This window comes from Anaplasma ovis str. Haibei, from assembly GCF_002214625.1.
In the GTDB taxonomy this organism is placed as follows: domain Bacteria; phylum Pseudomonadota; class Alphaproteobacteria; order Rickettsiales; family Anaplasmataceae; genus Anaplasma; species Anaplasma ovis.
This window is the reverse complement of the sequence record NZ_CP015994.1, coordinates 1-23,203: the sequence shown is the minus strand read 5'-3', so window position 1 is coordinate 23,203 and position 23,203 is coordinate 1. Positions and strand designations below refer to the sequence as shown.

At 48.7% G+C, this 23,203-nt stretch carries 14 protein-coding genes, 1 tRNA gene and 1 pseudogene; 8 read left to right on the top strand and 8 right to left on the bottom strand.

Annotated features, from left to right (window positions below):
* Window positions 1-7: 7 nt before the first annotated feature.
* Window positions 8-208 carry a 50S ribosomal protein L35 gene (gene rpmI, locus AOV_RS00080; RefSeq protein WP_010262434.1) on the bottom strand — a complete coding sequence of 67 codons (201 nt, stop codon included), beginning with the start codon at window positions 206-208 and terminating at the stop codon, window positions 8-10.
* Window positions 209-649: 441 nt separating this feature from the next.
* Between rpmI and AOV_RS00075 the strand changes: the two genes are divergently transcribed.
* Both AOV_RS00075 and rho read left to right on the top strand, forming a co-directional pair.
* Window positions 650-1,219 (top strand): cell cycle transcriptional regulator TrcR, encoded by a 570-nt coding sequence (locus AOV_RS00075; RefSeq protein ID WP_199463089.1) that lies wholly within the window; start codon window positions 650-652, stop codon window positions 1,217-1,219.
* Window positions 1,220-1,327: 108 nt separating this feature from the next.
* Window positions 1,328-2,692 carry a transcription termination factor Rho gene (rho, locus tag AOV_RS00070; RefSeq protein ID WP_117374357.1) on the top strand — a complete coding sequence of 455 codons (1,365 nt, stop codon included), beginning with the start codon at window positions 1,328-1,330 and terminating at the stop codon, window positions 2,690-2,692.
* Here rho and AOV_RS00065 read toward each other — a convergent pair.
* The 3 genes from AOV_RS00065 to AOV_RS00055 form a co-directional block, all read right to left on the bottom strand.
* The gene (locus AOV_RS00065; protein ID WP_117374356.1) at window positions 2,597-3,016 is read right to left on the bottom strand and encodes a P44/Msp2 family outer membrane protein; all 420 of its coding nucleotides are present in this window, start codon (window positions 3,014-3,016) and stop codon (window positions 2,597-2,599) included. The two genes, rho and AOV_RS00065, sit on opposite strands and share 96 nt — an antisense overlap.
* A 118-nt stretch (window positions 3,017-3,134) precedes the next feature.
* Window positions 3,135-3,506, bottom strand: coding sequence for a TrbC/VirB2 family protein (locus AOV_RS00060; protein ID WP_117374355.1), 372 nt, complete (start codon window positions 3,504-3,506; stop codon window positions 3,135-3,137).
* An 18-nt stretch (window positions 3,507-3,524) separates the two neighbouring features.
* The gene (locus AOV_RS00055) at window positions 3,525-3,884 is read right to left on the bottom strand and encodes a TrbC/VirB2 family protein (protein ID WP_075139222.1); all 360 of its coding nucleotides are present in this window, start codon (window positions 3,882-3,884) and stop codon (window positions 3,525-3,527) included.
* A 124-nt stretch (window positions 3,885-4,008) separates the two neighbouring features.
* On the opposite strand from AOV_RS00055, the gene AOV_RS05520 reads away from it, so the two are divergent.
* The 3 genes and pseudogenes from AOV_RS05520 to AOV_RS00040 all read left to right on the top strand — a co-directional run.
* Window positions 4,009-5,811 carry a hypothetical protein gene (locus AOV_RS05520; protein WP_275542899.1) on the top strand — a complete coding sequence of 601 codons (1,803 nt, stop codon included), beginning with the start codon at window positions 4,009-4,011 and terminating at the stop codon, window positions 5,809-5,811.
* The gene (locus AOV_RS00045) at window positions 5,777-7,333 is read left to right on the top strand and encodes a hypothetical protein (protein ID WP_117374354.1); all 1,557 of its coding nucleotides are present in this window, start codon (window positions 5,777-5,779) and stop codon (window positions 7,331-7,333) included. Before AOV_RS05520 ends, AOV_RS00045 begins: the two co-directional genes overlap by 35 nt.
* A gap of 1,591 nt (window positions 7,334-8,924) precedes the next feature.
* Window positions 8,925-9,092, top strand: a pseudogene (locus tag AOV_RS00040) (P44/Msp2 family outer membrane protein); the annotation flags it as partial.
* Window positions 9,093-9,731: 639 nt separating this feature from the next.
* On the opposite strand, the gene AOV_RS00035 reads toward AOV_RS00040, so the two are convergent.
* The 3 genes from AOV_RS00035 to AOV_RS00025 form a co-directional block, all read right to left on the bottom strand.
* Window positions 9,732-10,889: a P44/Msp2 family outer membrane protein gene (locus AOV_RS00035; RefSeq protein WP_075139226.1), complete on the bottom strand. Its 1,158-nt coding sequence runs from the start codon at window positions 10,887-10,889 to the stop codon at window positions 9,732-9,734.
* 214 nt (window positions 10,890-11,103) lie between these two features.
* The gene (gene mlaD, locus AOV_RS00030) at window positions 11,104-11,559 is read right to left on the bottom strand and encodes an outer membrane lipid asymmetry maintenance protein MlaD (RefSeq protein WP_075139527.1); all 456 of its coding nucleotides are present in this window, start codon (window positions 11,557-11,559) and stop codon (window positions 11,104-11,106) included.
* Between the two features lie 105 nt (window positions 11,560-11,664).
* Complete coding sequence (locus AOV_RS00025; RefSeq protein ID WP_233497251.1) at window positions 11,665-11,922, bottom strand: NADH-ubiquinone oxidoreductase subunit NDUFA12 family protein; 258 nt, start codon at window positions 11,920-11,922, stop codon at window positions 11,665-11,667.
* A 167-nt stretch (window positions 11,923-12,089) separates the two neighbouring features.
* Between AOV_RS00025 and nrdR the strand changes: the two genes are divergently transcribed.
* Window positions 12,090-12,545 (top strand): transcriptional regulator NrdR, encoded by a 456-nt coding sequence (gene nrdR / locus AOV_RS00020; protein ID WP_075139228.1) that lies wholly within the window; start codon window positions 12,090-12,092, stop codon window positions 12,543-12,545.
* A 69-nt stretch (window positions 12,546-12,614) separates the two neighbouring features.
* Window positions 12,615-12,687: transfer RNA gene (locus AOV_RS00015), tRNA-Ala, on the top strand.
* A 29-nt stretch (window positions 12,688-12,716) separates the two neighbouring features.
* Here the strand turns inward: AOV_RS00015 and AOV_RS00010 are convergent.
* Entirely contained in the window at window positions 12,717-18,671 is a 5,955-nt protein-coding gene (locus tag AOV_RS00010; RefSeq protein WP_199463064.1) for a hypothetical protein, read from the bottom strand.
* A 315-nt stretch (window positions 18,672-18,986) separates the two neighbouring features.
* Between AOV_RS00010 and AOV_RS00005 the strand changes: the two genes are divergently transcribed.
* Window positions 18,987-22,997, top strand: coding sequence for a hypothetical protein (locus AOV_RS00005; protein WP_233497163.1), 4,011 nt, complete (start codon window positions 18,987-18,989; stop codon window positions 22,995-22,997).
* Window positions 22,998-23,203 lie beyond the last annotated feature (206 nt).

Genomic DNA, 23,203 nt, shown 5'->3' with positions numbered 1-23,203 from the left:
ATCACCTTTAAAGACTATATGGCATGAAAGACGCAACAATGCGTGCATCTGGCGCGCTCATCTGCGCGATGCCCCTGCGGGTTCTAAGGCTCCTCTTACTCCTCTTAGTCATGCCGTGGCGCTTGGTGGACTGGGCAGACATTACCCTACCGCTTGCCGTGACCTTGAACCTCTTCTTAGCCGAGGACTTGGTCTTTAACTTTGGCATAAAACCCCATGCCTGATTCAACAACCACCCAGACTACATCCTTGTATGTGCGGTGTCAAGCGGGTACCCCACCTGGATATTCACACACATTTGGAGCATCGCAATAACGGAGACGTTCATAATTTTGTGTACACTCCCAAGTTGCAGCGCCCATGCGCACACTTAATGCGCGAAAACTTTTTGGTGTATTACACGCCCGAAATCAAATAACAAAACGTGCATTTGCAGCACGGGACACAACTTAAAATGTCCTAAGATGGCTGAAAGTCCTTGACACAGAGGGTGCGTGTGGTACCATGGTCGCGCCTGAATCGGACCGTGCTCGTATGTTGTGGGGTTAACCAATTCTTAGAGGTTGTGGTCTAGTGTTGGGGTCTGTGCGGTTTCGTTAGTTTGGAGATTCTTTGGATTATGTCGTCAAGCAATGAGGGTACTCCGTTGATGCCCAGGGCCGTTGCTGTGTGGTTGGTGGACAATACGGCCCTCACTTTTGAGCAGATAGCCGAGTTTTGCGGGCTGCATCTGCTTGAAGTTAAGGGTATTGCTGATGGCGAGGTTGCCAAAGGCGTTGTGGGCTGTAATCCAGTCGCCATGGGGCAGGTTACCAAGGAGGAGATAGAAGCCTGCCAGAAGGACCCCACTAGGATCCCGAAGTTGGTGGCCCACAGAGGGGTGGCCACTGGCAAGCTGTCAAGGAGAAGGGGTGCCAGGTATACTCCCGTGGCTAGGCGTAGAGACAAACCGGATGCGGTTTGCTGGATATTAAAGTACTGCGCTGAAATGCACGACTCACAAATAGCAAAGCTTATAGGAACTACTAAGGCGACTATTGCTGCGGTGCGTAACAAGGAGCACTGGAATTCGAGCAACATCAAGCCTAGGGACCCGGTTTTGCTTGGTCTGTGCACGCAGGCAGATCTTGACGAGGCTATTATGAAGGCTCAGATGGTGGCTGAGAGGGAGAGAAGAGTCAGGAATATGAACGAGGAGATTCAGGACCAAAAGGCATAGGTGCTGTTTTCCTCTTTATTGCGTTTTAACATCGCATTCCCCCTGCCCAGCAGGTTTTCGGGGCTGCGGGTGTGTACCTTCAATTGTACGTGTGTTTAGGTCAGCCTTGTGTTCAACAAAAATAAGAGAAGGTCCAGGGCCTCTTCCTCCAGGTCAGTAGCCGAAAGGAATGCGGAGAACTACACTCTCCCCAAAGAGGGGAGGGTACTGGACCTGTGTGAACTAAAGCAGAAGAGCACGGAGGAGCTGCTAGTGACGGCGGAGGAGCTGGGAGTAGTCAGCAACGGTAGGATGCTGAAGCAGGAGATAATTTTCCAGCTAATGAAACGAGTTATCAGCGAAGGAGGGATAGCAGTAGGCGGCGGTGTGGTAGAGACACTACCTGATGGGTTTGGGTTTCTGAGGTCAGCCGAGGCTAACTATGCAGCAAGTAGTGATGATATCTACATATCTGCGGGTCAGATCAAGAAGTTCAATTTAAGGACGGGAGACATAGTAAGTGGCGAGATCAGAGCACCTGGGGAGAAGGAGAGATACTTCACGCTGGTGAAGGCATATAGCATAAACTACACGGAGATAGGGAAGCTACAGAGGTATGTACACTTTGATGATCTGATACCACTATACCCCGAGGAGAGGATTTTGCTAGAGTGCAAGGAAGGTTTTGGGGGAGAGAAGAAAGACATCAGCATGCGCGCGATAGACATCATAGCCCCACTAGGCAAGGGCCAGCGTGCACTGATTGTGGCACCACCCAGAGTGGGCAAGACGGTGATTTTGCAGCAGATTGCACACTCCATTGCCATGAATCACCCCAACATGGAGTTGATTGTTCTACTAATAGGAGAGAGGCCGGAAGAAGTTACAGACATGCTGAGGTCAGTGAAGGGGGAGGTAGTGAGCTCCACATTTGATGAGCCAGCATACAGGCACGTACAATTGGCTGAGATAGTAATTGAGCGAGCTAAGAGGATGGTAGAGCACAAGAAGGAGGTTGTGATACTACTAGACTCAATCACGAGATTGGCCCGTGCATACAATGAGGTTATGCCATCATCCGGTAAGGTACTCACAGGTGGGGTAGACTCCAACGCGCTACAGAGGCCCAAGAGGTTTTTTGGGGCCGCAAGGAACATTGAGAATGGGGGTTCACTGACCATCATTGCCACAGCATTGATTGAAACGGGTTCAAAGATGGATGAAGTGATTTTTGAGGAGTTCAAGGGTACGGGTAACTGTGAGATAATTCTAGACAGGAAGATAGCGGATAAGAGGATTTACCCTGCGATTGACATTTCCAAGTCTGGAACCCGGAAGGAAGACATGCTGATTGAGAGTGCGTTTTTGAAGAAGGTATGGCTACTTAGAAGGTTACTATCAGCAATGGGGCCAGTTGAAGCCATGGAGTTTCTGCGAGACAAGCTCAGCATAGCCAAGGATAACAACGACTTTTTTGAGATGATGAACAGCTAGGGTACTGTTCCCGAACTCTATACCACACATAGGGGTACTCCAGTCGAAGTGGTATGAGTTGAACTCACTGGTATCGCTAGCATTCTTGCTGAGAGGGAACAGGCCCCTAGCTCCCTCCACTTCTTCTATGATTTTCAAATTCTTGACGCCATTGAAGGTGGGGTTGTAGTCAAGGCCTATGTAGAAGTTTTTACCAGCATTCCCTGCGGGTCTATTCGCCAATCTTTGTGGATGAGATTTACTTTTCTCAGCAGCCCCCACAGGTACACTGTGGAATACACTCCATGTTGATACTCCAGCAACTAGTAAGAATCTAAGCAACATCACCACTCTCCCAAAACATCACTAAAGCACCTATCTCTAACTTGTACCACCAAGTCTGGCATTACCATCCTTACACTCAAAACTACTGACCATAGTCGCTAACCTCAGCCTCTAACTTCTACTTGCTCAATGTGGCCCGTCCGCCATCCTCACACTTGAAGTTCTCTGCACTACCTACACCTGTATCATTCAGCCCAGCAGCGAACTTAGCCATAAGCTTACCAGCACCAAAGAATATGGCAGTAAATACAACCAACATAACAATGGCAGGCCATGCGAGTTTACCGAATATAGCCATGATACTAGAACCTAGTATTACTCCAGTCATGATGGGTAATCCAAGTTTCTGCACAAACCCTATAACATTACATATAACCTTAGTAGCTGTATCGTCAGCAGCAGGAGTAGTACTAGCCCCTGCAGGTACACCATGGAAGATACCCCATGCTAACACTCCAGCAATCAGTAAGAATCTAAGCAACATCACCACTCTCCCAAAACCTCTCAATTAGCTAGTCGTCCCAGTCTGCCCTCCACCCTTACACTCAAACTTACTGGCATCACCAATCTCACTACCTAGCCCAGCAGCGAACTTAGCCATGAGCTTACCAGCACCAAAGAATATGGCAGTAAATACAACCAACATAACAATGGCAGGCCATGCGAGTCTGCCGAAGATGGCCATAATACTGGAACCCAATATCACTCCAGTCATGATAGGAAGCCCAAGCTTCTGCACGAAGACAATGACATTACATATAACCTTAGTAGCTGTATCATCAGCAGCAGTAGCGTTACTGGTAGTATCAGCATAAGTAGAACCTGCAGTGATGAATAACCATATCAAGGCTACCACTGCTGTAGCCAGATGTCTCGGTGCAAAGAGGTAACATCACAACTACATGGTGTGGTATTATCGCCATAGACACAGTTGTGCTTACTAGCTTCACCCAGGAACCTCATCTCCCAACTCTAACCCCTGTCTATCCAATGTGGCTCATCTCTCAACCACATCTGTACCACTTACCAGGATCGAAGTAGGAATAGGACATGAGAGGTTTGTCATCAAGGGAGGAGATGATACAGCATTTCTCCTAGGTAAGGGACTTGCACTAGATACAGCGAGGGGTCAATTACTATCCAGTGCTCTGGGTAGGATGTCCATGAGTGATGTGCATAGACTCAAGAGGGAAGTAGTAGATAGTGAAGGTATAGCAAGTCCTGTAAGGGCAATGTTTAGTAGACAGATCCCTGATGGAGATACATTACTTGCTGGAGAGATGGCAGGAGTTGATGATGGACTAGTTATACAAGAATTGAGCAGACCAGAAGAGTTAGAGAAGTTACAACATGAACTAGCAAAGCAAGTAAGTAAGTTAGCAGAACTTGGAGAACTCAAGTGGTTAGAGAGACTAGAAGCCATAGAGACTGAAGAGCTCCAGGGGATGAAGGAGAGGTTGAGACTTAAGGCAAGAAGAGCTGAGCAAGAGCTTAGGACGCTGGCGGAAAAGCTGGATGCTGAAGGGCTGAAGAAGCAAGAGGAGGTGAAGAAGCTGGAGGAGTTGAAAGAGCTAGGGAAGGTTAAGGGGATAAAGGATCTCAAGAACAAACTAGCAGCGATAAGGGAACTTAGGAGGGAACTGGCAGAATTGGAGAAGTTGCAGGAGAAGCAAGAGGAAGAGAAGAAGCTGGAGGAAGAGAAGATAAAAGCGCTGGAATGGTTGGGGAAGAAGCTTGAAGAGATAGGAAAGTTGCAGAGTGCAGAGGAGATACAGAAACTCAGGGAACTGAGTTTCTTGGGACTGCTAGAGGAGAAAAAGCTGGAGGAGTTGAAAGAGGCGGCTGGGAAAAAGCTGGAGGAACTCAAGAAGGAGAGTGCTGGAGGAGCGCTGGGACTGTTAGGAGCGATAAGTGTGCTGGAGAAGTTGGTGGAGAAGAATGGACAGCAGCTGGAGAAGCTGGAGGAGGCAGTTGAGAGTGCTAGTAAAGAAAAGGTGCTAAGGGAGCTCAGTAATAAGCTAGAAGAACTAGCAGCGATAAGGGAACTTAAGGCATTAGGACTGGAAAAGACCTGGCTGTTGAAAGAGCTAGGGAAGCCAGAGGTGGTGAAGAAACTAGGAGGAACAGTAGAAGAACTAGCAGCGATAAGGGAACTTAAGGGAACGGAGCTGGAAGAGCAGTTGAGAACATTAGCTGAGGTTAAGGAAGTCAAGGCATTAGCTGAGAAGCAGAAAGCTGGAGGATTAGAGATTCAAGAGGGACTTCAGCTCACAGAGAGAATGGGGAAACTAAATGGTAGGCTAGTACGGCTAGCAGCACAAAAGCTGGAGGAGATAAAGGAACTGACACAGCGGCAAAGAATACGTAAGGAGACTAATCCGCAATCTATAAGGAAAGCAGCAAGTATGCTAGAAGAGATAAGTGTGCTAAGGGAGCTAGGACAGTTAGATGAGCTAATACCAGAAGAGCAGTTGAGGACATTAGCTGAGGTGAAAGACACTATAGCACAACTGGAAGCACAAAAGCTGACGGAGGTGTTGAAGATATTTAAGGTGGAGGAGACATCGATAGGAGCTTTGGTCAAGAAGCTACAAAAACGTCTGGAGGGCTCAGAAGGAAAGAAAGAGTTGGAAAAGCACTGGTTACTCAAGAGATCTGGTAGGGAAAAAGATGAACTAGCCAAGATCAAGGCACTAGAGGAACTTACAGAGATAGCTGAGAAACGTGGAGTTGCTACTACACTCAAGGCTGCATTGGCTAATGCTATGGAGACTCAAGAGGGAAGTAGTAGATAGTGAAGGTGCAGCAAGTCCTGTAAGGGCAATGTTTAGTAGACAGATCCCTGATGGAGATACATTACTTGCTGGAGAGATGGCAGGAGTTGATGATGGACTAGTTATACAAGAGTTGAGCAGACCAGAAGAGTTAGAGAAGTTACAACATGAACTAGCAAAGCAAGTAAGTAAGTTAGCAGAACTTGGAGAACTCAAGTGGTTGGAAAGACTAGAAGCCATAGAGACTGAAGAACTCCAGGAGATGAAGGAGAGGTTGAGACTTAAGGCAAGAAGAGCTGAGCAAGAGCTTAGGACGCTGGCGGAAAAGGAAAAGAACGGACGGGCAGCGGAAATCAATAAGCTCAAGAAGCAAGAGGAAGAGAAGATAAAAGCGCTGGAATGGTTGGGGGAGAAGCTTGAAGAGATAGGAAAGTTGCAGAGTGCAGAGGAGATAAAGGAACTCAGGGAACTGAGTATTTTGGGACTGCTAGAGGAGAAAAAGCTGGAGGAGTTGAAGACGGTAAGGCAAGTGACGGCACCCATCCTGGGGACAGAGCTGCAAAAGAAGCTTAGGGAGCTGAAGGAGGAACTTAAGAAAGCTGGGGGAGCTGGGGGGCTGATAAAGGAGCTAAAGGAACTGGCAGAGAAGAGTGGAGTTAATGCGGGCCAGGTAGGGCTGGTTAAGAATCTCAAGAACAAACTAGAAGAACTAGCAGCGATAAGGGAACTTAAGACAAATCCAGAGCTGGCCGAGCTAAGACTAGGTGCACTAAGTCTGGAAGAGCAGTTGAGAACATTAGCTGAGGTGAAAGAAGTCAAGGCATTAGTTGAAAGTAGGAAGGATAGAGAACTAGAGATTCAAGAGGGACTTCAGCTCACAGAGAGAATGGGGAAACTAAATGGTAGGCTAGTACGGCTAGCAGCACAAAAGCTGGAGGAGATAAAGGAACTTACGCTGCTAGAAGCACGAAAGACACGTCCGGAGAGCAATCCGCAATCTATAAGGAAAGCAGCAAGTATGCTAGAAGAGATAAGTGTGCTAAGGGAGCTAAGACAGTTAGATGAGCTAATACCAGAAGAGCAGCTGAGAACACTAGCTGAGGTGAAAGACACTATAGCACAACTGGAAGCACAAAAGCTGGAGAATAGGAAGGTGCTGGAGAAGATAGAGTCCGAGAAGAAGTTAAAAGGCGCAGAGCTGGGAGAACATCTGACTAAGTGGCTGTTACACAAATTCGGAGTTGAAGGCAAGACACTGGAGATGATAAAGCGGGAGTGGGAGAATAAGCTGGAAGGATTGAAGGAGCTGGTGCTGGGCAGGGGGATAAAAGACCTAGGAGGGCTGGAGATAGCAATCAAGGGAAAGTTAGATGCGGTGCATAAGTTGGAGACATTGGAAGAGCTGAAGAATCTTAAGAACAAACTAGCCAGGATAAAGGCACTAGAGGAACTTACAGAGATAGCTGAGAAACGTGGAGTTGCTACTACACTCAAGGCTGCATTGGCTAATGCTATGGAGACTCAAGAGGGAAGTAGTAGATAGTGAAGGTGCAGCAAGTCCTGTAAGGGCAATGTTTAGTAGACAGATCCCTGATGGAGATACATTACTTGCTGGAGAGATGGCAGGAGTTGATGATGGACTAGTTATACAAGAGTTGAGCAGACCAGAAGAGTTAGAGAAGTTACAACATGAACTAGCAAAGCAAGTAAGTAAGTTAGCAGAACTTGGAGAACTCAAGTGGTTGGAAAGACTAGAAGCCATAGAGACTGAAGAACTGGTAGTAAGAGTTCAGGAACTGAAACGGAAGGCGGCAAGCATCAGGGAAAAGCTTAGGGAGCTGGTGGAGAATGGACAGCAGACTGAGGTGAAGAAGCTCAAGGAGGAGCTGGAGAAGCTGGGGATAAAGAACGTAGAGGAGGCAAATGCTGAAGAGCTGAAGAAGCAAGAGGAAGAGAAGATAAAAGCGCTGGAATGGTTGGGGAAGAAGCTTGAAGAGATAGGAAAGTTGCAGAGTGCAGAGGAGATACAGAAACTCAGGGAACTTGGAGGTGACTTGGGTCTGGCATGGCTGGAGGAGAAAAAGCTGGAGGAGTTGAAAGAGGCGAAGAGTGCAGTTGTGACAAAAGTAGGGTTGAAAGAGCTGGAGGCGCTTGGACTGGAAGATGAAATAAAGCTGGAGGGAATAGAAGCAGGCAAAGAACTAGAGCTGGCACAAAAGCTCAAGAAGTTGGAGACAAAGTTGGAGAGTAGCCCAGCACTGCCGGAAAAGAAAAAGAAACTTGGAGAGTTGCAGACAAAACTAGAAGAACTAGCAGCGATAAGGGAACTGAAGGCATTAGGAGTGTTCAGTGCAGGGGCAGAGAAGGTGAAGAAACTAGGAGGAACAGTAGAAGAACTAGCAGCGATAAGGGAACTTAAGGGAACGGAGCTGGAAGAGCAGTTGAGAACATTAGCTGAGGTGAAAGAAGTCAAGGCATTAGTTGAAAGTAGGAAGGATAGAGGATTAGAGATTCAAGAGGAACTTACAGAGAGAATTAGAGGATTGGAGAGAAGGCTAGTGTGGTCAGAAGCACAAAAGCTGGAGGAGATACAGGAACTGACACAGCGGCAAAGAATACGCCCAGAGAATGAACCACAAGCTGTAAAGAAAGCAGCAAGTATGCTAGAAATGATAAGGGTACTAAGGAAGCTAGGACAGTTAGATGAGCTAATACCAGAAGAGCAGCTGAGAACACTAGCTGAGGTTAAAGAGATGCTCGGACTGGAATCGATGCAGAAGCTTGGGGAATTGACTGAGGTCAAGGCGCTAAAAGCATTGGAGAGAAGCAGCGAGTGGGAAAAGCTGAAGGAGAAGAAGCTAGCGTTAGTAGCAAAATTAAAGAACAGAGGTGCGTTCTGGGTGGGAGCGGAGGAAAAAACACTAGGGAAGCTGGTAAAAGAGATCAAGGCACTAGAGGAACTTACAGAGATAGCTGAAAAACGTGGAGTTGCTACTACACTCAAGGCTGCATTGGCTAATGCTATGGAGACTACTAAGAATAGGGGTTGGACTGATTATTTAAACAGTCTAGATTCAAGTAAGGTAACTGATGCTGTAAGAGAACTAATCGCTGCTGAGAAAATTAGAGCATGGGCTAGGGATATAAATAACTTGGATGTAGATGAAAGAGCCATGGTTGCAGGGGCCTTCGCTCGTGCTGTTGAGGGGGCTGAGGTTATTGAGGTTAGGGCTATTGGTTCTACTTCGGTGATGCTCAATGCTTGCTATGACCTCCTGACCGATGGTATTGGCGTTGTTCCTAACTCTGCCTACCCAACGCTTTCATCCCCAGCACACCCGCAGCTCCCTGCCTACGTGCCCTCCACCCACACCTCAGTCTCTAACCCTACCTACCCAGTGTGGTCGCTCCACATACTTACTTACATCCTTCTACCCACTTTGTGTCCTAAGGCACTTCCACTCTCCCAAAACCTCTCAATTAGCTAGTCTTGGTCGCACCTCCACCCTTACACTCAAAGTTCTTGGCATTACCAATCTCACTACCTAGCCCAGCAGTATCAGCATAAGTAGAACCTGCAGTGATGAATAACCATATCAAGGCTACCACTGCTGTAGCCAGGTATCTCGGTGCAAAGAGGTAACATCACAACTACACAGTGTGGTATTATCACCATAGACACAGTTGCACTTATTCTACACCCAGGCACCTACTAACTTCTACTTGGCACCACCAAGTAGAAGTTAGAGGCTGAGGTTAGCGACTATGGTCAGTAGTTTTGAGTGTAAGGATGGTAATGCCAGCCTTGGTGGTGCTGGAGGTTCCTGAGGTTAGTAGGTAGTGCAGAACTTCAAGTGTGGTGATGCCAGGCTGGGTGGTGGTGCCACATTGGGTGAGCAAGGCTGGAAGAGAGGCTACTGAGGTTAGGGGATTAGGTGTATTCAGAATCCAAACCTGATACCTAGTTCTACTCCTACGTTACGTAGTCCAAAAGATGCTGATATCTTCTCCTTCGTCTTTCCTAATGGACTGGCATCGTCAACCGCTCGGTGAGCAGAAGTGTTGTCGTAGCTTGTGCCTAGTACCTTGCTGAAAGTGCCACCAATAAACGCTGCCAGGCTGTGTGTAATACTGTAATTTATACCAGCCTTGACCTTGCAGGTAAGTTGCGGTTGAAATTGTCGGTCAGTCAATCCTATAAAGCTCGCACCTAGCCCAGCACAGGCATAGGGAGACATTCTCCAGCCAACTAGTAGTCCTACTTGTGGAAAATCGTAGCATGCATTCAGGATTGCTGAAATTGCCCTAACTCCACTTATCTCTACAATCTCCATACCCTCCGTACTTGTGGCAATCGCCCGGCCAATCACCCCCCTTGTACGAAGTGGAAGAGTAACAATATCTGCAATAGCTTTATCTCGCGCACCCTGGGCAGAGACCTCGGTACCACCAGTACCGGTAGTAGTTGTGGCACCTGCAGTGCCAGCCCCCTCCCCGGATATGAGGGGGGTAAACTTCTCCACAATTTTGGTGGCAAGCGCTCTACTTTCCCGCGCTTCGTCATGGTCTCTAATGTCTTCCAAGCGCTTCTTTATGGATTCCAGAGCCGGCTTGGACAACTCTTTCTGCAGCGCAGCCCGAAAACCCTCAACGTCACGCGTTGCACTGGCAGATATTCTTTTCACTAGAGCAAAAGTTGCGCTCCCCCCGCTCAGCAAGGCGTACTTCTGTGATTTAAAATCATATCGCTCATGTCCGAGTTCTACCTCGAGCCTAGTGCCACGCACCACGCAACCTGCGCTTCCCTTAAGACCCAATAGGCTGCTGTTTTCGAACCTTATAACCGGACTCTCCGTAGATTCTGCTGCCCAATCGTAGTTGGCAGAAGAAAGCTCGCCGGAACCCAACTTCCCAATGTAAGGCAGTATTGCTACGGTCTCTTTCGCAGCATTAAGCCTAAACCCACTTATTGTTCCTATTGCGGGCCCATACCCAAGGCTCACGTAAAAATCCCCGCGACCGCTCATCCCATTGGAATTTGCTGGAACTAGATAACTAAACGCACACAATACAGCAGCTATACACACTACGGGCTTCATGACACACCCAATAACACCGACAACCAACAGGAGGCTAAACGCCCCTCACTGCACGACAGTGCTATACAACTGTTAAAAAGGTCTTAAAATGAGTTGCACTTTTGAAGGACTGGTAACCGTACCCATCCGAGAAGTAAAGCTTCAGGCTGGCCGGCCAAATGGCACACACATCTGGTCGCTCTTTGTGCGCACGCATCGTTAACGTAGTACCACCTTACTTGTTCAGCACCGAATTCACCACCCCCTCCAATATCATACGCAGGGTTGCAGCAGTGCTTGTGTGCCGCAGGAGACCACCTTCAGCTATGACTGCCTCATCAGATCCCGGCATAATGTCCACGTATTTCTTGCCGAGTAAATCCGCGTAGGTAACCGTAGCTGAGCTGTCAACCGGAAGACTCACCCCCTTCTGTACGCACATCTTGACGACGGGCATGTTGTTCTGGTCTAAGTGCAGCGCAGTAACTGACCCGACATTCACTCCGGATACTCTCACTTCACTGCCTACTCTGAGCCCATCAACGTCTGTGAAGTATGCATGAATTGTGTGACAGCCTTTGTAGAACTGCATCTCGTGCGACAATCTGTTGGTAACGTGCGCTCCCAACGCGACTACCGCAGCAGAAACGAGAACGCCCACCACAACTTCTGTAATGCTATAATGTGACATACCAACCACTCATTCACAAGACTCTGTTACACGGAAAAACACCAAGTACGCTCAGCCATAGCTAAACCAGGCCACCCACAACCCGGGTGCCAGGTGCATTTTAAGCTATGAGTGCACACCCCGGGACTCCTTGTTGTGTGGCCCACGGTGCGGATGGTAGGCGCATGCAGTGCCGGTTAGGTTCGGGATATGCTGCCTATTACCCTTTGCAGGCGGAAGATCGTCAGTTGTATAGTGCAACCACAAGTGGCACCTTGCCGTTACAGTGGAGGGATCTACCTTCCCCCCGTAAACAACCCACCTGCGCTCTTTGCCTCTAACTGTGGCTGAATAATAACGATTCCCGAAACTGTCAACATGCACGCACCGCTTGGTCAAAAAGCCCAATCCTAGAGAGCACAACACGCCGCTGGTCACAGAATTCTACCCCTTCCGCATTGCCTAATTATAAGGTCTGTGGTATGAAAAACAATCGCTAACTTGGGTTTTCGACAGTTGGCAAGGGTTTCTTAGGAAAAAGTTGAGTCTTTATGAGATGTCCGTTTTGTAATAGCGTCGACACCAGCGTGAAAAACTCCAGACCTTCAGATTGCAAGATGTCTGTGAGAAGGCGCCGGTACTGCGACAGTTGTAATTCCAGATTCACCACTGTGGAAGAGCTTTTACTCAAGCCAGTAAAGGTTTTAAAGAAGGATGGTAGCGTGGAAGCCTTTGACAGACAAAAGCTACTAACGTCCATCATCTTGGCCACGAAAAAGCGTCCTGTTACCCGCGACCAGATCGATATGGTAGTCAGCAACATGTTCTACAAGTTGGAGGCAATCAAGGGGAGTGTCGTCCCCAGCGGGGTCATAGGAGGTATGGTGATGGAGAGCCTGTTTGCGCTAGATAAAGTTTCATACATCAGGTTCGCTTCTGTGTATATGAACTTTAGCGATATAAACGACTTTAGCGGAATAGTAGAGCGCGTACAGGAGGTTGTCTAGTTGGGGCAAGTTCTCCGGAGAATTCTCTTGAATTGGAGGTGCTCTTATGCTAGCCTCTACGCTGATTTTGGGGGCATAGCTCAGTTGGTAGAGCATCTGTTTTGCACACAGAAGGTCAGCGGTTCGACCCCGCTTGCCTCCACGCGGGGTCGATCGTAGCTTCGCTGCTTGCTATGTGAGCTCAAACATCTTGTGCAGGGCTTCTATACCGCCGAAGCTGTATCCACCTACGGTGACCTGCCCATGCGGGTCCACACTTCCGCCAATGACGGGGAAAGTATAGCCCTGGTGTCTGCACATTTCTGTGGTAATGGAGTTGTACAGCTCTATTGCCTCCTCATACGTGTACTCCCCAGTGCGGTACCTAGCGTTCACATTTGTGTGAAAGCGCATCATATTTTCATACTCAGCATTTATCCACAACGTGTAGTTGCCTTTATGATCCTGTGCAGCAGATCCCTCTACAAAAATTAAGCGCTGGGCACTGTGGCCCCATTGCTCAGCATCAAACACAGGCATTCCGCGCGCTCCGGTGGCGCCGCTTCCAGAATCACTCTCCCCGTCAACAGGTGCAGCATCGGGTTCGCGTTCACCCGCTTGTGGATGTTCTGGTTGTGATAACAGCGCGTCATGTTCTTGGATTGCCTGCAGCAGCGAAGGTCGGCCCGCATGCCAATTTTCTGGGGAAAGATCTTGCGCAACGTAGCTAACCTCGCGCTCGTCTGCATTACTTACAACATAATACGCGACGTCAGCCCCAGCATTACCCCGAGCCTCAAGAGAAAACACCTCGGGCACCACTGCAGCCAGCATCTGCACACGCCAGATGTCTACCGGCGTATCCGTGCGCACTTCGTGCGCAGTACCCCTCTCCCGCACGCGTATGCTATATGTTGTCTTATCAAAATACAGCCCCTCGCCTTCTGGCTGTTCAAGTACTTTCGGTGTATCACCGAGAACAAGTGCGCGTACTCTCAAGAAGTCTGAGTCCTCCTCGCTGTTTTCAATAGTGAGTCGTAATGTAACCTGGGTGGAATCTCCCAGCCATGTGTTCCGCAACCACTCGACAATGCGCGGATTGTACAGAAATTCCAGATCTGTAGCATCCTTGTCCAGCGTCCAGGCAACCTCAGCTTCCCGTATTACTAAATACAGGGGATGTGTATCCGATGCGCGCTGCAGCAGAGCGTTGTGCGTTGTGCTTGCTTCATCCTGTAAATCCCAAACTAGCACACTCGGCCGCTTGCTATCCACCACTGAGTGATTCAGGAGCGTAACCTGGTCTCGACCGATAATAAATACCATTAGACCAGCGTTCAGATGTGCAACGGGCATGTTGTTATAGTCTTCACTCAGGTAGTTATCGGGTGTAGGCACTAGGACCACTGGCGCGTGTCCAGAAGGCCCGGCATTCCCCATATGCAGCGTGAAAGCGGGCTTGTCTTCAGTGCTTTCGTATATTTCGTCCCACTCCCAATCTAAATTGTTTAGTATTACAGCAGGTTTATCAACATCGCTATACGCCTCGTCAAGATCTCGACCTTCGGCATCACATAACCTAAGAACGTACTCATCATCTTGCAGCTGAACAACTTTCGCGTACTTTGCATCAAGGACCTTGAAGAGAGACGGGCCCATGTAGGCAATTAACTCTCCTTGCTGTGTGAAATAATACGACACCTTCGGTGCAACGCGTGAGCCTCCATCATGGTGTGCAGCAACTCCTAATGATGTTGGGGCGTGTTGCGCATTACGGTCGAGATCAAAATGTAACCGCAGAGTGTCTACTACGGGCGCTATAGGCGCACTATGTGGATACACACCATCAGTATCAGATGCATGAGCGCCAGGTGTATGCTGTATCGGCGGCAGTAAGTCGTCCGTACCGGGTTCCTCGCCGGCACCAGCGTGGCGCGCTTTTCTGGCCCTTTCCACAAACTCGCCGACACTGTCACCTACAGTCTCGCTCGCATTGTGTGCCATGAGCGAAGACAAAAACGCCCCACCTTGGGCATTTTTCCTACTGCCGGGAGCAAGTATGCTACTTGGCGTTGTAATATACTCACGCCCGCTAGGATCGATTGTTAGCGAGACCTGTTGTGCCAAAAATTCACTTAGAACATCGTGCTGCAGATTTGGTACGCTCTGTGTGGATTTTTTGCCACGATTAGTCGTACGTACAATCTCGAGCGGGGTATCAATAAAAAAGCCTATCCTGCCGCTGTCTTCACGTGATATAGGAATCTCTATTACCTGTGACCCAACTTTAACTCCCATACCTTGCAATCCCATTTCGTATTTATCCATGGCAACAATCCTTACGGAATAGCGCTGGTTGTCATGATAGTCTGGGTCTATAATGCGTTGAATGAATTGCCTCGCTATTTCAGGATCTTCAACTACCTGAGCCATAGGCACTGTAGTAAATTTCAGAGACGCGCCATCAACGGTTGCATATAGTGGTTTGCGCTCCAAAGCCTTAATACGGGCCCTTGCCATTCCACTAGAATACTGCTGGTCAGCGGACGTAAATGTGAGTTTAGTATCATGAAAAGTGACATCCGGATTACCGTCTGCACCATTGAATGCCGTGTATTCATTGCTCAACGATAGCGTACAGGCACGCAACGCTGGGTCAAACTCAAACAGCGCGTATTCTCCATTCAAAAACATGGGGCGGTCCTGGGTGTTGCCATCGCGTGTGTTATAACTCACTATAGCACGTCCCGACTCCGATGCTTCAAGCCTAAAGTATGGCAAGTATCCCTGGGTTCTATAAACATCCTCCAAATCCACCGCCACTTCGTCACCGTTGGCGCCAGCAGCTATTACTCTCCCGGTGTTGTATATTGCGCGGGAGTCCCGTAAGAAGTTTGCGTAATTCCCCGAAACATGTGAGAGACTTACTGACGGGTCACGGTCTGTTAAGCTTGTGGCGCTCTGATTGATGAAATCCTGGTGGGTCAGCTGCAGCCCTGTTGCGTCACATAGGGCCAATTTATATTGTGTTGCTCCATTTTCAAATACCTCAACTACCTTCAAAAATTGGTGCTCCGGTGCCAGAACAAGGGTGTAGCCTAACGGCCTGTTGACGTGAATTATCTTTCCATATTTAGATATATATCCTGACGTGGGCAAGGCAGGGTTTTGCTCCCCAGTTGCGCCTTCTCGTACCCGCAACACAACCTGGAATTTCTCAACACGTTCATCACCGTCTTCAATTCTTGCTCCCAGCGTCAGGGGAAGAGAAAGTATTTCCGGCACCTGTCCAATACCACCTGTTGAGCCAGTTCCATGGGAAGATTCGCCGTAGGGGGCAATTGGTCCGTCAGTACTGGGCTCTCCACTACCTGACGGCCCTACGGGCTTATTTGTATCATTTCCGGCCGTGTGTTGTGATTGCAAATCGTCTGACTCAGCCGGACTATGTGCGCCACCGACGGGGTCGACCTCACGGTGTGTGGTGGCTTCTACGCCCTGTGGCAACGCCTTAAGCAGCGCGTCCACAGCGTTGCGCACTATAACTTTATCTCCATGTACCACCATAAAAGTTCGCAAACGTGGGTCATGGTCTGCCTCGCCCTCTTTCAGTAAAATGGGTTCATACAGCACTTTTTGTATGACTTCCTTCCCAAGTGCGCCATCCACACACAATAGTGCAGGAGATGCTTCTTTCGGAATGTAGACAAGCTCTAGCATATTCCTAGAAAAATGCACATGGTCGCCATTCAGCATGAACGGGTACTCTCTGTCGCCTACAAGGGCGTACACCGGATACAACGCACCCAAAGTGTTGTGAGAATCTATTATTGCACTGTCTACCTTAAATCGCAGAGCAATAGGTCGAGAGAGCCCTGTTGGTTGTCCATTCAGTGCTAAAGCTGCCTGGGTTAAAAAGTGTTCGTATTCGTCCGAAGAGTGTGCCAATTGCACGCCGCCTACACGCGGGTCCTGGTTAGACATATAAGCTAAGCCTTCATGCCCCAGTACCAGCAACATATTCCTAGAGGCTGCTGCTGCAGCATCCGGCACAGCCTTGGAATTTGTTGGGGGTATTTCCACTTTGTTGTCATCATAAAAAAACAGGTTGGTATAGTATGGGTGAGCAGCAAAATCGAAATACGCAAGGCTTGAGGCAAGCTTGCCCACGATTACGTGTTCACTATCTGCAAATTTACTACCCAAAACTGACCTAATGCCCTGACGCTTTGCCAACGCAATTGCGGGGCCGTGACCCTGCTCATCGTACAAGTCTTTAAGTGACATTTGCTGCAGGTCATTAGCAACAAATTGTGGGTTTGCAATAATATCCGGCACTATACCCCGATCCAGCAACGCTCGGAGATCATCTGGTAGGGAGTTGCTATCCCGATAGTGACGCGCTATGTCCCAAGCATCCGGCACTTTACCTGATTCGTCACAGAACGACAGTTTGTATAGCGGTTGTCCGCCAATATTGTGCAGCACAACCTTCAGGTAGCGGTACTCCTCTGGAATAACTACTTTGTGCCCCCAAATGTCACGAGCAATCAACTGCTCATCCTGCCCGAAACGGTAGCTGCACGTGGGCAGCACATGATCATCGCCACTATGAAGCCTAAGCACCGCCTGGTGTTTTCGCATTCCTGCTTGCACATCAAACAGTATTTCCCCCGGAACGATAGCACCTTTTACGCTCGATTCCCACCCATCTTGTAGGTATGCACTCGGATCATCGCCAGCGGGCTCCATTGTGTCAGGTTGTGGAACCTGTGGTACATCTTTGGGTGCGCTATTTTTCGGTCCCACTACACTCTCGGGCACATTTTCTCCACCAGCTGTATACTCCGCGCTGCGTGCCAGAGCCTGTAGAGGGTGTATACCATCTGCAACAGGCTTCCCATTGAAATTTATGTGGGGAAACTCCCCACTATCTGTTGCAGGAATGTGGAGCGCAAAGTTGTTTCTGACTAGCGCCTCAAATGCATGCTGAGTAAGATCCTTTTTAAACCCCAGCACGCTACTGCCGGTCTCCCCTGTGACGGTGTGCTCGAACGTGAAATCACGGAATAGTAGCGAGTGTCCGCCATGCGTGTGTGCAGCTATCGGTATTTCAGCCCCAGGAACCGATACTGCAACATTGCTGAGTACCCCCGGCAAAACCTCAAACTTGTGTTGCACACCCTCTGGATACGGCAGAGCATTACCCACAGTTATCTTCAGAGCATGCTTTCCCCCAAGCACATCAAATTCTAGCTCATCTTCTCGCTCGTCATCTGGAATAAGTTTTACCTGCTGCAGAAGGCTCATTGCCTGCTGGGCATTCCGCACCACCATTGCACCTTCCGTGCTTTCTGATACGCTAAACGCCCTTCCTTCAATTATAAGATACAGCGGATGCTCGAGCAGCGCCGATTTTACCGCATTTATAGCTTCCTGCCGATGTTTTGCGGGCTCTATCTGTACGTGCGCTGGGTGTTGTAGCGATGGCGAAAAGTACGAGAAAGTCGCAGAGCCACTACCACGATCCAGTACCAGCAGCGCGTACTCGCTGTTTAGCATCCCCACAGAGGCTTCCGGAATCATTGTGGGCAATGCTTCAAATGGTTTCAGGGGAAACATATGCACCGCAGATGTGTTGCCACCAAGTGAGCCAAGCGCGAATGAAGGTTGGTTCCCATTCAGCTTCACTAGGCTCTTTAAATCTTGGGCAACATATTCTACATTACCAAGCGCGCTGTCATCCGCAGTAAGCCTCTCGATATTGCTCACAGTTGGAACACTTGCACGCTCTAGCGCGCTTAATACACTAGACGGATCGCGCATATCTTTGGCGTCGAGGGAGTTAAAATCCTCAACAGTGAGCAATTTTCCGTTTCTATCACAAAAGTGCAGCACTTGTTTTCCTGCGTCTTGCACCACTTTTAAAAATTGGTACCGGGGCGGGATTGACAGCGCATAACCATGATTTTCGTATATTATGTTGTGCTCACCCAGGTAGTAATACCGTGATGTAGGAAACGAGACCTGGTGTCCATCATCTACTGCAGCTACAGAGTACAACTCTGCTCCATTTCTGGAAGATATTAACCCTCCAGGTGTTATGCGAATTTCTCGATCTGTGTCTCGTCGCCCGATGATTGTCATGCTATCCTCAATAAGGGTAAGAACCAAAAGCCGGAGATTGATAGAGAACCCGCATTAAAAATGAATGAAGCGCAGCTGTGATACTACCAAAAAACCTAGACAAAAGATGAAGCGTTGGCATCTTTCGGCGATTACTGCCGCAGTTAGTATGTCGAGCACCGCAGTTTCTATACGTTACTGCAGAAAAATCCGCTACAGTCCCCATATCACATAGGTTAAGAAGCTATTTTCTCTTGACTCTCCCAAGAAATTATGCTCTACTCCCCTCCTTTTTTATTTGCAGGGGTTTTTATGAGAACGTCAGAGCGATGCCCTTTGAGAGGCTCTCCCCAGCCTCCGCAGGTCATCAGAACATGTAAGCCGAGTTGCCCCGTCGCTGCTGCGGGTGGTGCGGGTGGTGGTAATGAGATGGGCCTGCAGTTTGCTAAGGTAGAGGGGAATTTTCACAATAAGTTTGATATACAGTCTGAGCTTCTGGAGCAGTTGCAGATCAAGCTTACCGTGCACAGTACGGACCCACTTGCAGATGCAACAAAGCAGTATGTGGACCGCACACTCAAGACCACACTTGAGGTGTTCAATACAAACTTCGCGTTGGAGCCTCATAACACTCCACAAGAGCTTAATGTATATGTATTTGAGCATAAACGGGAATTTGATGCTGCACTAGAGGCTGTAGGCATACATAAAAAGAATATCGGTGGTATAGCGTGGCCTTCTGACAATAGGATTTACGTATATAAGGAAGGGAAAAATAGGGTAGCAAACCTGCCCCATGAGCTGAGCCACCTTCTGTTCGACTACGCTATTTCCAGCCGCTACGGATTCCACAAAGGAGTGGACATCTTGAATGAGGGTGTGGGTGAGTATATACAGCACATTGTGGAACACGGCCACAGGGTAGACTTAGACCTCATGAGAAGGGCGGATCATGTATTGCAGATGTTTAAGGATGACCCGCAACTTAACAGCACCAAAAATCTGGATGGCATCATGGCCATTATCGATGAGCACACGAAGCTAAACGAGAAAGGCCAGCAAGACCCGCAAGCTCCTAAGTACATAGCTTTAAAGTACGATTTGGGTGCGACACTTGTCCACTATCTACAGACACACAACCCTTCCTTGTTGCGTGAAAGCTTCAAGAACTCCTCGACTGCACCCTACGATCCACATAGCGTGTATAGCGGGCAGCGTGCGTCCACACTGGTAACTTTAGATCCATTCAACCCCGTGATGAACGTACCAGCAGAGTTCGAAAAGTGGTTGAATGAAAACGCCACAGAGCAATTTGTCAAGCGACACAACGCATTGTTTGTGCGCACACACTCACTAATTGGGTTTGAAGATAAGATAATTGATGGCGAGGTTAAGGAGGTCAAGGTCTTTGATGCGCACCTCGAAAACAGCGCTGGAGGAATGGTAAGAGTGCTTTCCCCAGTAGGGCACATTGGGATATACGATAAGATATGTGCGCTCAACCCGTATTCCGGGGACGTGTTCGACATACCGTATGAATATCACTTTCTGAAACCTGTAATTGTGGATGGGGTACGCCAATATACATACTGCAACGCAAGTGGTGAGGAGTATTTGTTGGGCAAGTACTACAAGAATGTCAACAGCATCTCCAAAATCATGACCAAGTATGATCACGAGACTGCCAAAATACGCGAATCCCTCGTTAAAGCGGAAAAAGCATACGACCAGTACCTACAAACACAAAATGCACACTCGGAACATGCTCTCCGCAAGGCTATAGAGCATGCATCCGTTATGTTAAGCGGAGGGCTGAACAATATTCCTGAAAGCGTACCTCACATGGACTTCGCAACAATTGCTGGCACAGAGTATGAAAACCGGAGCATTGGGCTAAACGTGCAGGTAAAAATGCTGGGAGCAGCGTATGCAGAATATGTTACCAGACATGCATATGCACTGATGTTAGGTCATGTGAATTCAGCGGAATCACTGATGATTTGCAAGGCTCTGAAGCACCTTTTGTATATTGATCCTATAAGGATGAGGGGGGATGATCAGTCTGCACTGAAGGAACTGTGGCGTCAGCAAGGCATTTTATCTCTTGAAGCTACCGGTAAAGGAGATGTGAGCGGTGTGTCCGTGTTTCTCCCAGGAGGCAAAAAGATAGCTGAACTGCCGAGTGATAGCGAGGCTTTTGTAGTGTTCGAAAACGGGCAAGCGGGATTCAGAAACTTTGTTACATCTGACGGTCTCAAGTCTGTATACACCACATACTCTGAAGCTCCAGTTGCGGTGGTAACGTTGGATGAACGTGGCAACAAGATTTCTCAATTTGTGCGCGGCACAGTAGACAATGGGACAAGCGTCGTAGTTGGTTTGAATAAATTCTCAGATCCTAAAGTCATAGGGCACAGTGGAGATGACAGTATTACAGTGTCTGAAGGGGTCACAATAGAGCCTGCTACCAACGCTCCAGAGATTGGTCCTGGCACAGTAGCTAGGAAGGGTGAGGTCGTTGATGATAGGGGTACTGACAGAACAAGCGACGATACGTACGACGCTGCTGTATACTCGAACAACGAAATGGTCATACAACGGTTGTCTCGCCTTCAGTTTTACATGCGTGAGGAGAGAAGGGATGAGGACGGTAACGTAGTTGATAATCCAGCTTTTTTCATCAGGGATGTAGCCGCAAGCAGAGTGTTGCAGTTTCCTGACAGTATAACACACCTCAAGCTTGTAAGGACGGAAAATGGCACCACTAGGCTTGTACCATGCACAAAAGATGGGAACACAAACCCGCCCGGCATGCCATACAATACAAAGGGTTATACGTACATTGACCCAATTTTCGCGTATCAAAGAATCGAAGCAGACTGGATTGCCAAGCACGCAAAGTTGGACCTTATAGATTTCACAAGATACGCTGATGGTACATTGTTCAAACTGCGGTGGAACGCGGATGATCCGCAGATACCTAAAACTGAACAAGGTGAAATAATCAGGGTGCACGACCAATCACACTTTGCTAGGGCGGAGCTTATTTATGAGCCAGAAAATGTGAAGATTGGTGAGCTTTCTAACGCCCCTAGCTTCTTCCAGGGGGATATTTTCCTTGCGTTTGACCCTAACTACAGCCACAGTGACTTTGTTTCCTCCTTGCACGAACAAGAAGTCGAGCTACAAGACGGTGGCAACGGTACAAAACGCGTTTCACTAACTGGTAAAGGGGATTTAGGCACCGACAGTGGGTTCAGCGACTACTATTCTTTCATGCAACGTCAATGGGGTGATAGCCCAGAGTTGGTGCAGGAAATACATAAGCGTGCTGGCATAGTGGAAAATACCCCAGCAGATCAGGGTGCCATAGATGCTACAAAGGTGCTCAAAGTTGATGCGAGTGAGCATGATCTGCAGCAGCTACGCGGTTCAATGCTATATTTGCTTGCTAGCGATAGGGTGGTAAACGGACAAAAAGTGCACGAGCACGTCTTTTTCATTGCCGACATTAATGACGGGAGTTATTTCCAGCTACCAAAGGCTATTACACACCTAAAGGTGGTAACTCACAATGGGCAAAAACATTTGGTCCCTTCAACTTCGAGCGGGCTGGAGAACCCTAAGGGCATGCCTCAGGATTTGGGTGAGCACAGGTACATCAGCTCTGTTCTCGTTCATGAGAATGCAGTGACTGACCACATGTCGAGGATCCCAGTAACAAATGTACTCCTGGCCAACTTGAACAAGTACGCGGATGGTACGCTTCTGGAGATTCGTGACAACGGAAACATATCTTACGACGGCATAGGTGCAACTGGGGATGGCTACTCCGAACTTGTGCATCTATTTGATAAGCACGGAAACGAGGTCGGTGTGCTGTCCAAGCATCCTAATCTGCTAGTCGGAAAGGTTGCGCTTGGCACAAGAAAAGAGCAAGCACCAGGTTTGGGAGAAGTACCTACTGAAGCGGTTGATCACGGTGTGCATGGCACGAAATCAAGTGAATCCGATACAGTAAGTACACGCAGTGCGCACGATGACGCATTGGATGACTTCCTGAGAGCTAGGCACGACAATATGCGTGCATCAGGCGGTAGTGGCACCAACAAAGTGCAACGTACTCCACGCAGCAATGATGACTATACCGAGATAGAAAGCGGCATGTTGTCAGATCCTACGTTGCCTCATACGGACCCGCATATCACCAACGCGGGAGTGCGTGGTGGCACCATACCTAATCGGGATTACACCGACGATGCGCTGATTGACAGTGTGGCATGGAACACACATTGCAGTGATGGAACCCAGTGCCATGCGCACGAACACAACCTACTACCGCTATAGAGCAGTAGGCACCACACTTCCCCGGAAGCAGCGCGGCGCATACGCGCTGCTTCTTCGGGGTATGGCTTCAGGCTGCCGTCATGTGTCACGACACGTGACGCGCCTGTTGTCCACCGAACTTTACGGCCTATCCCCAGAATTTCACAAAGAGCGCAATACGTGCACAGGGCACGACTGGAAAGCGCCAACACACCTGAAGGCCGCGT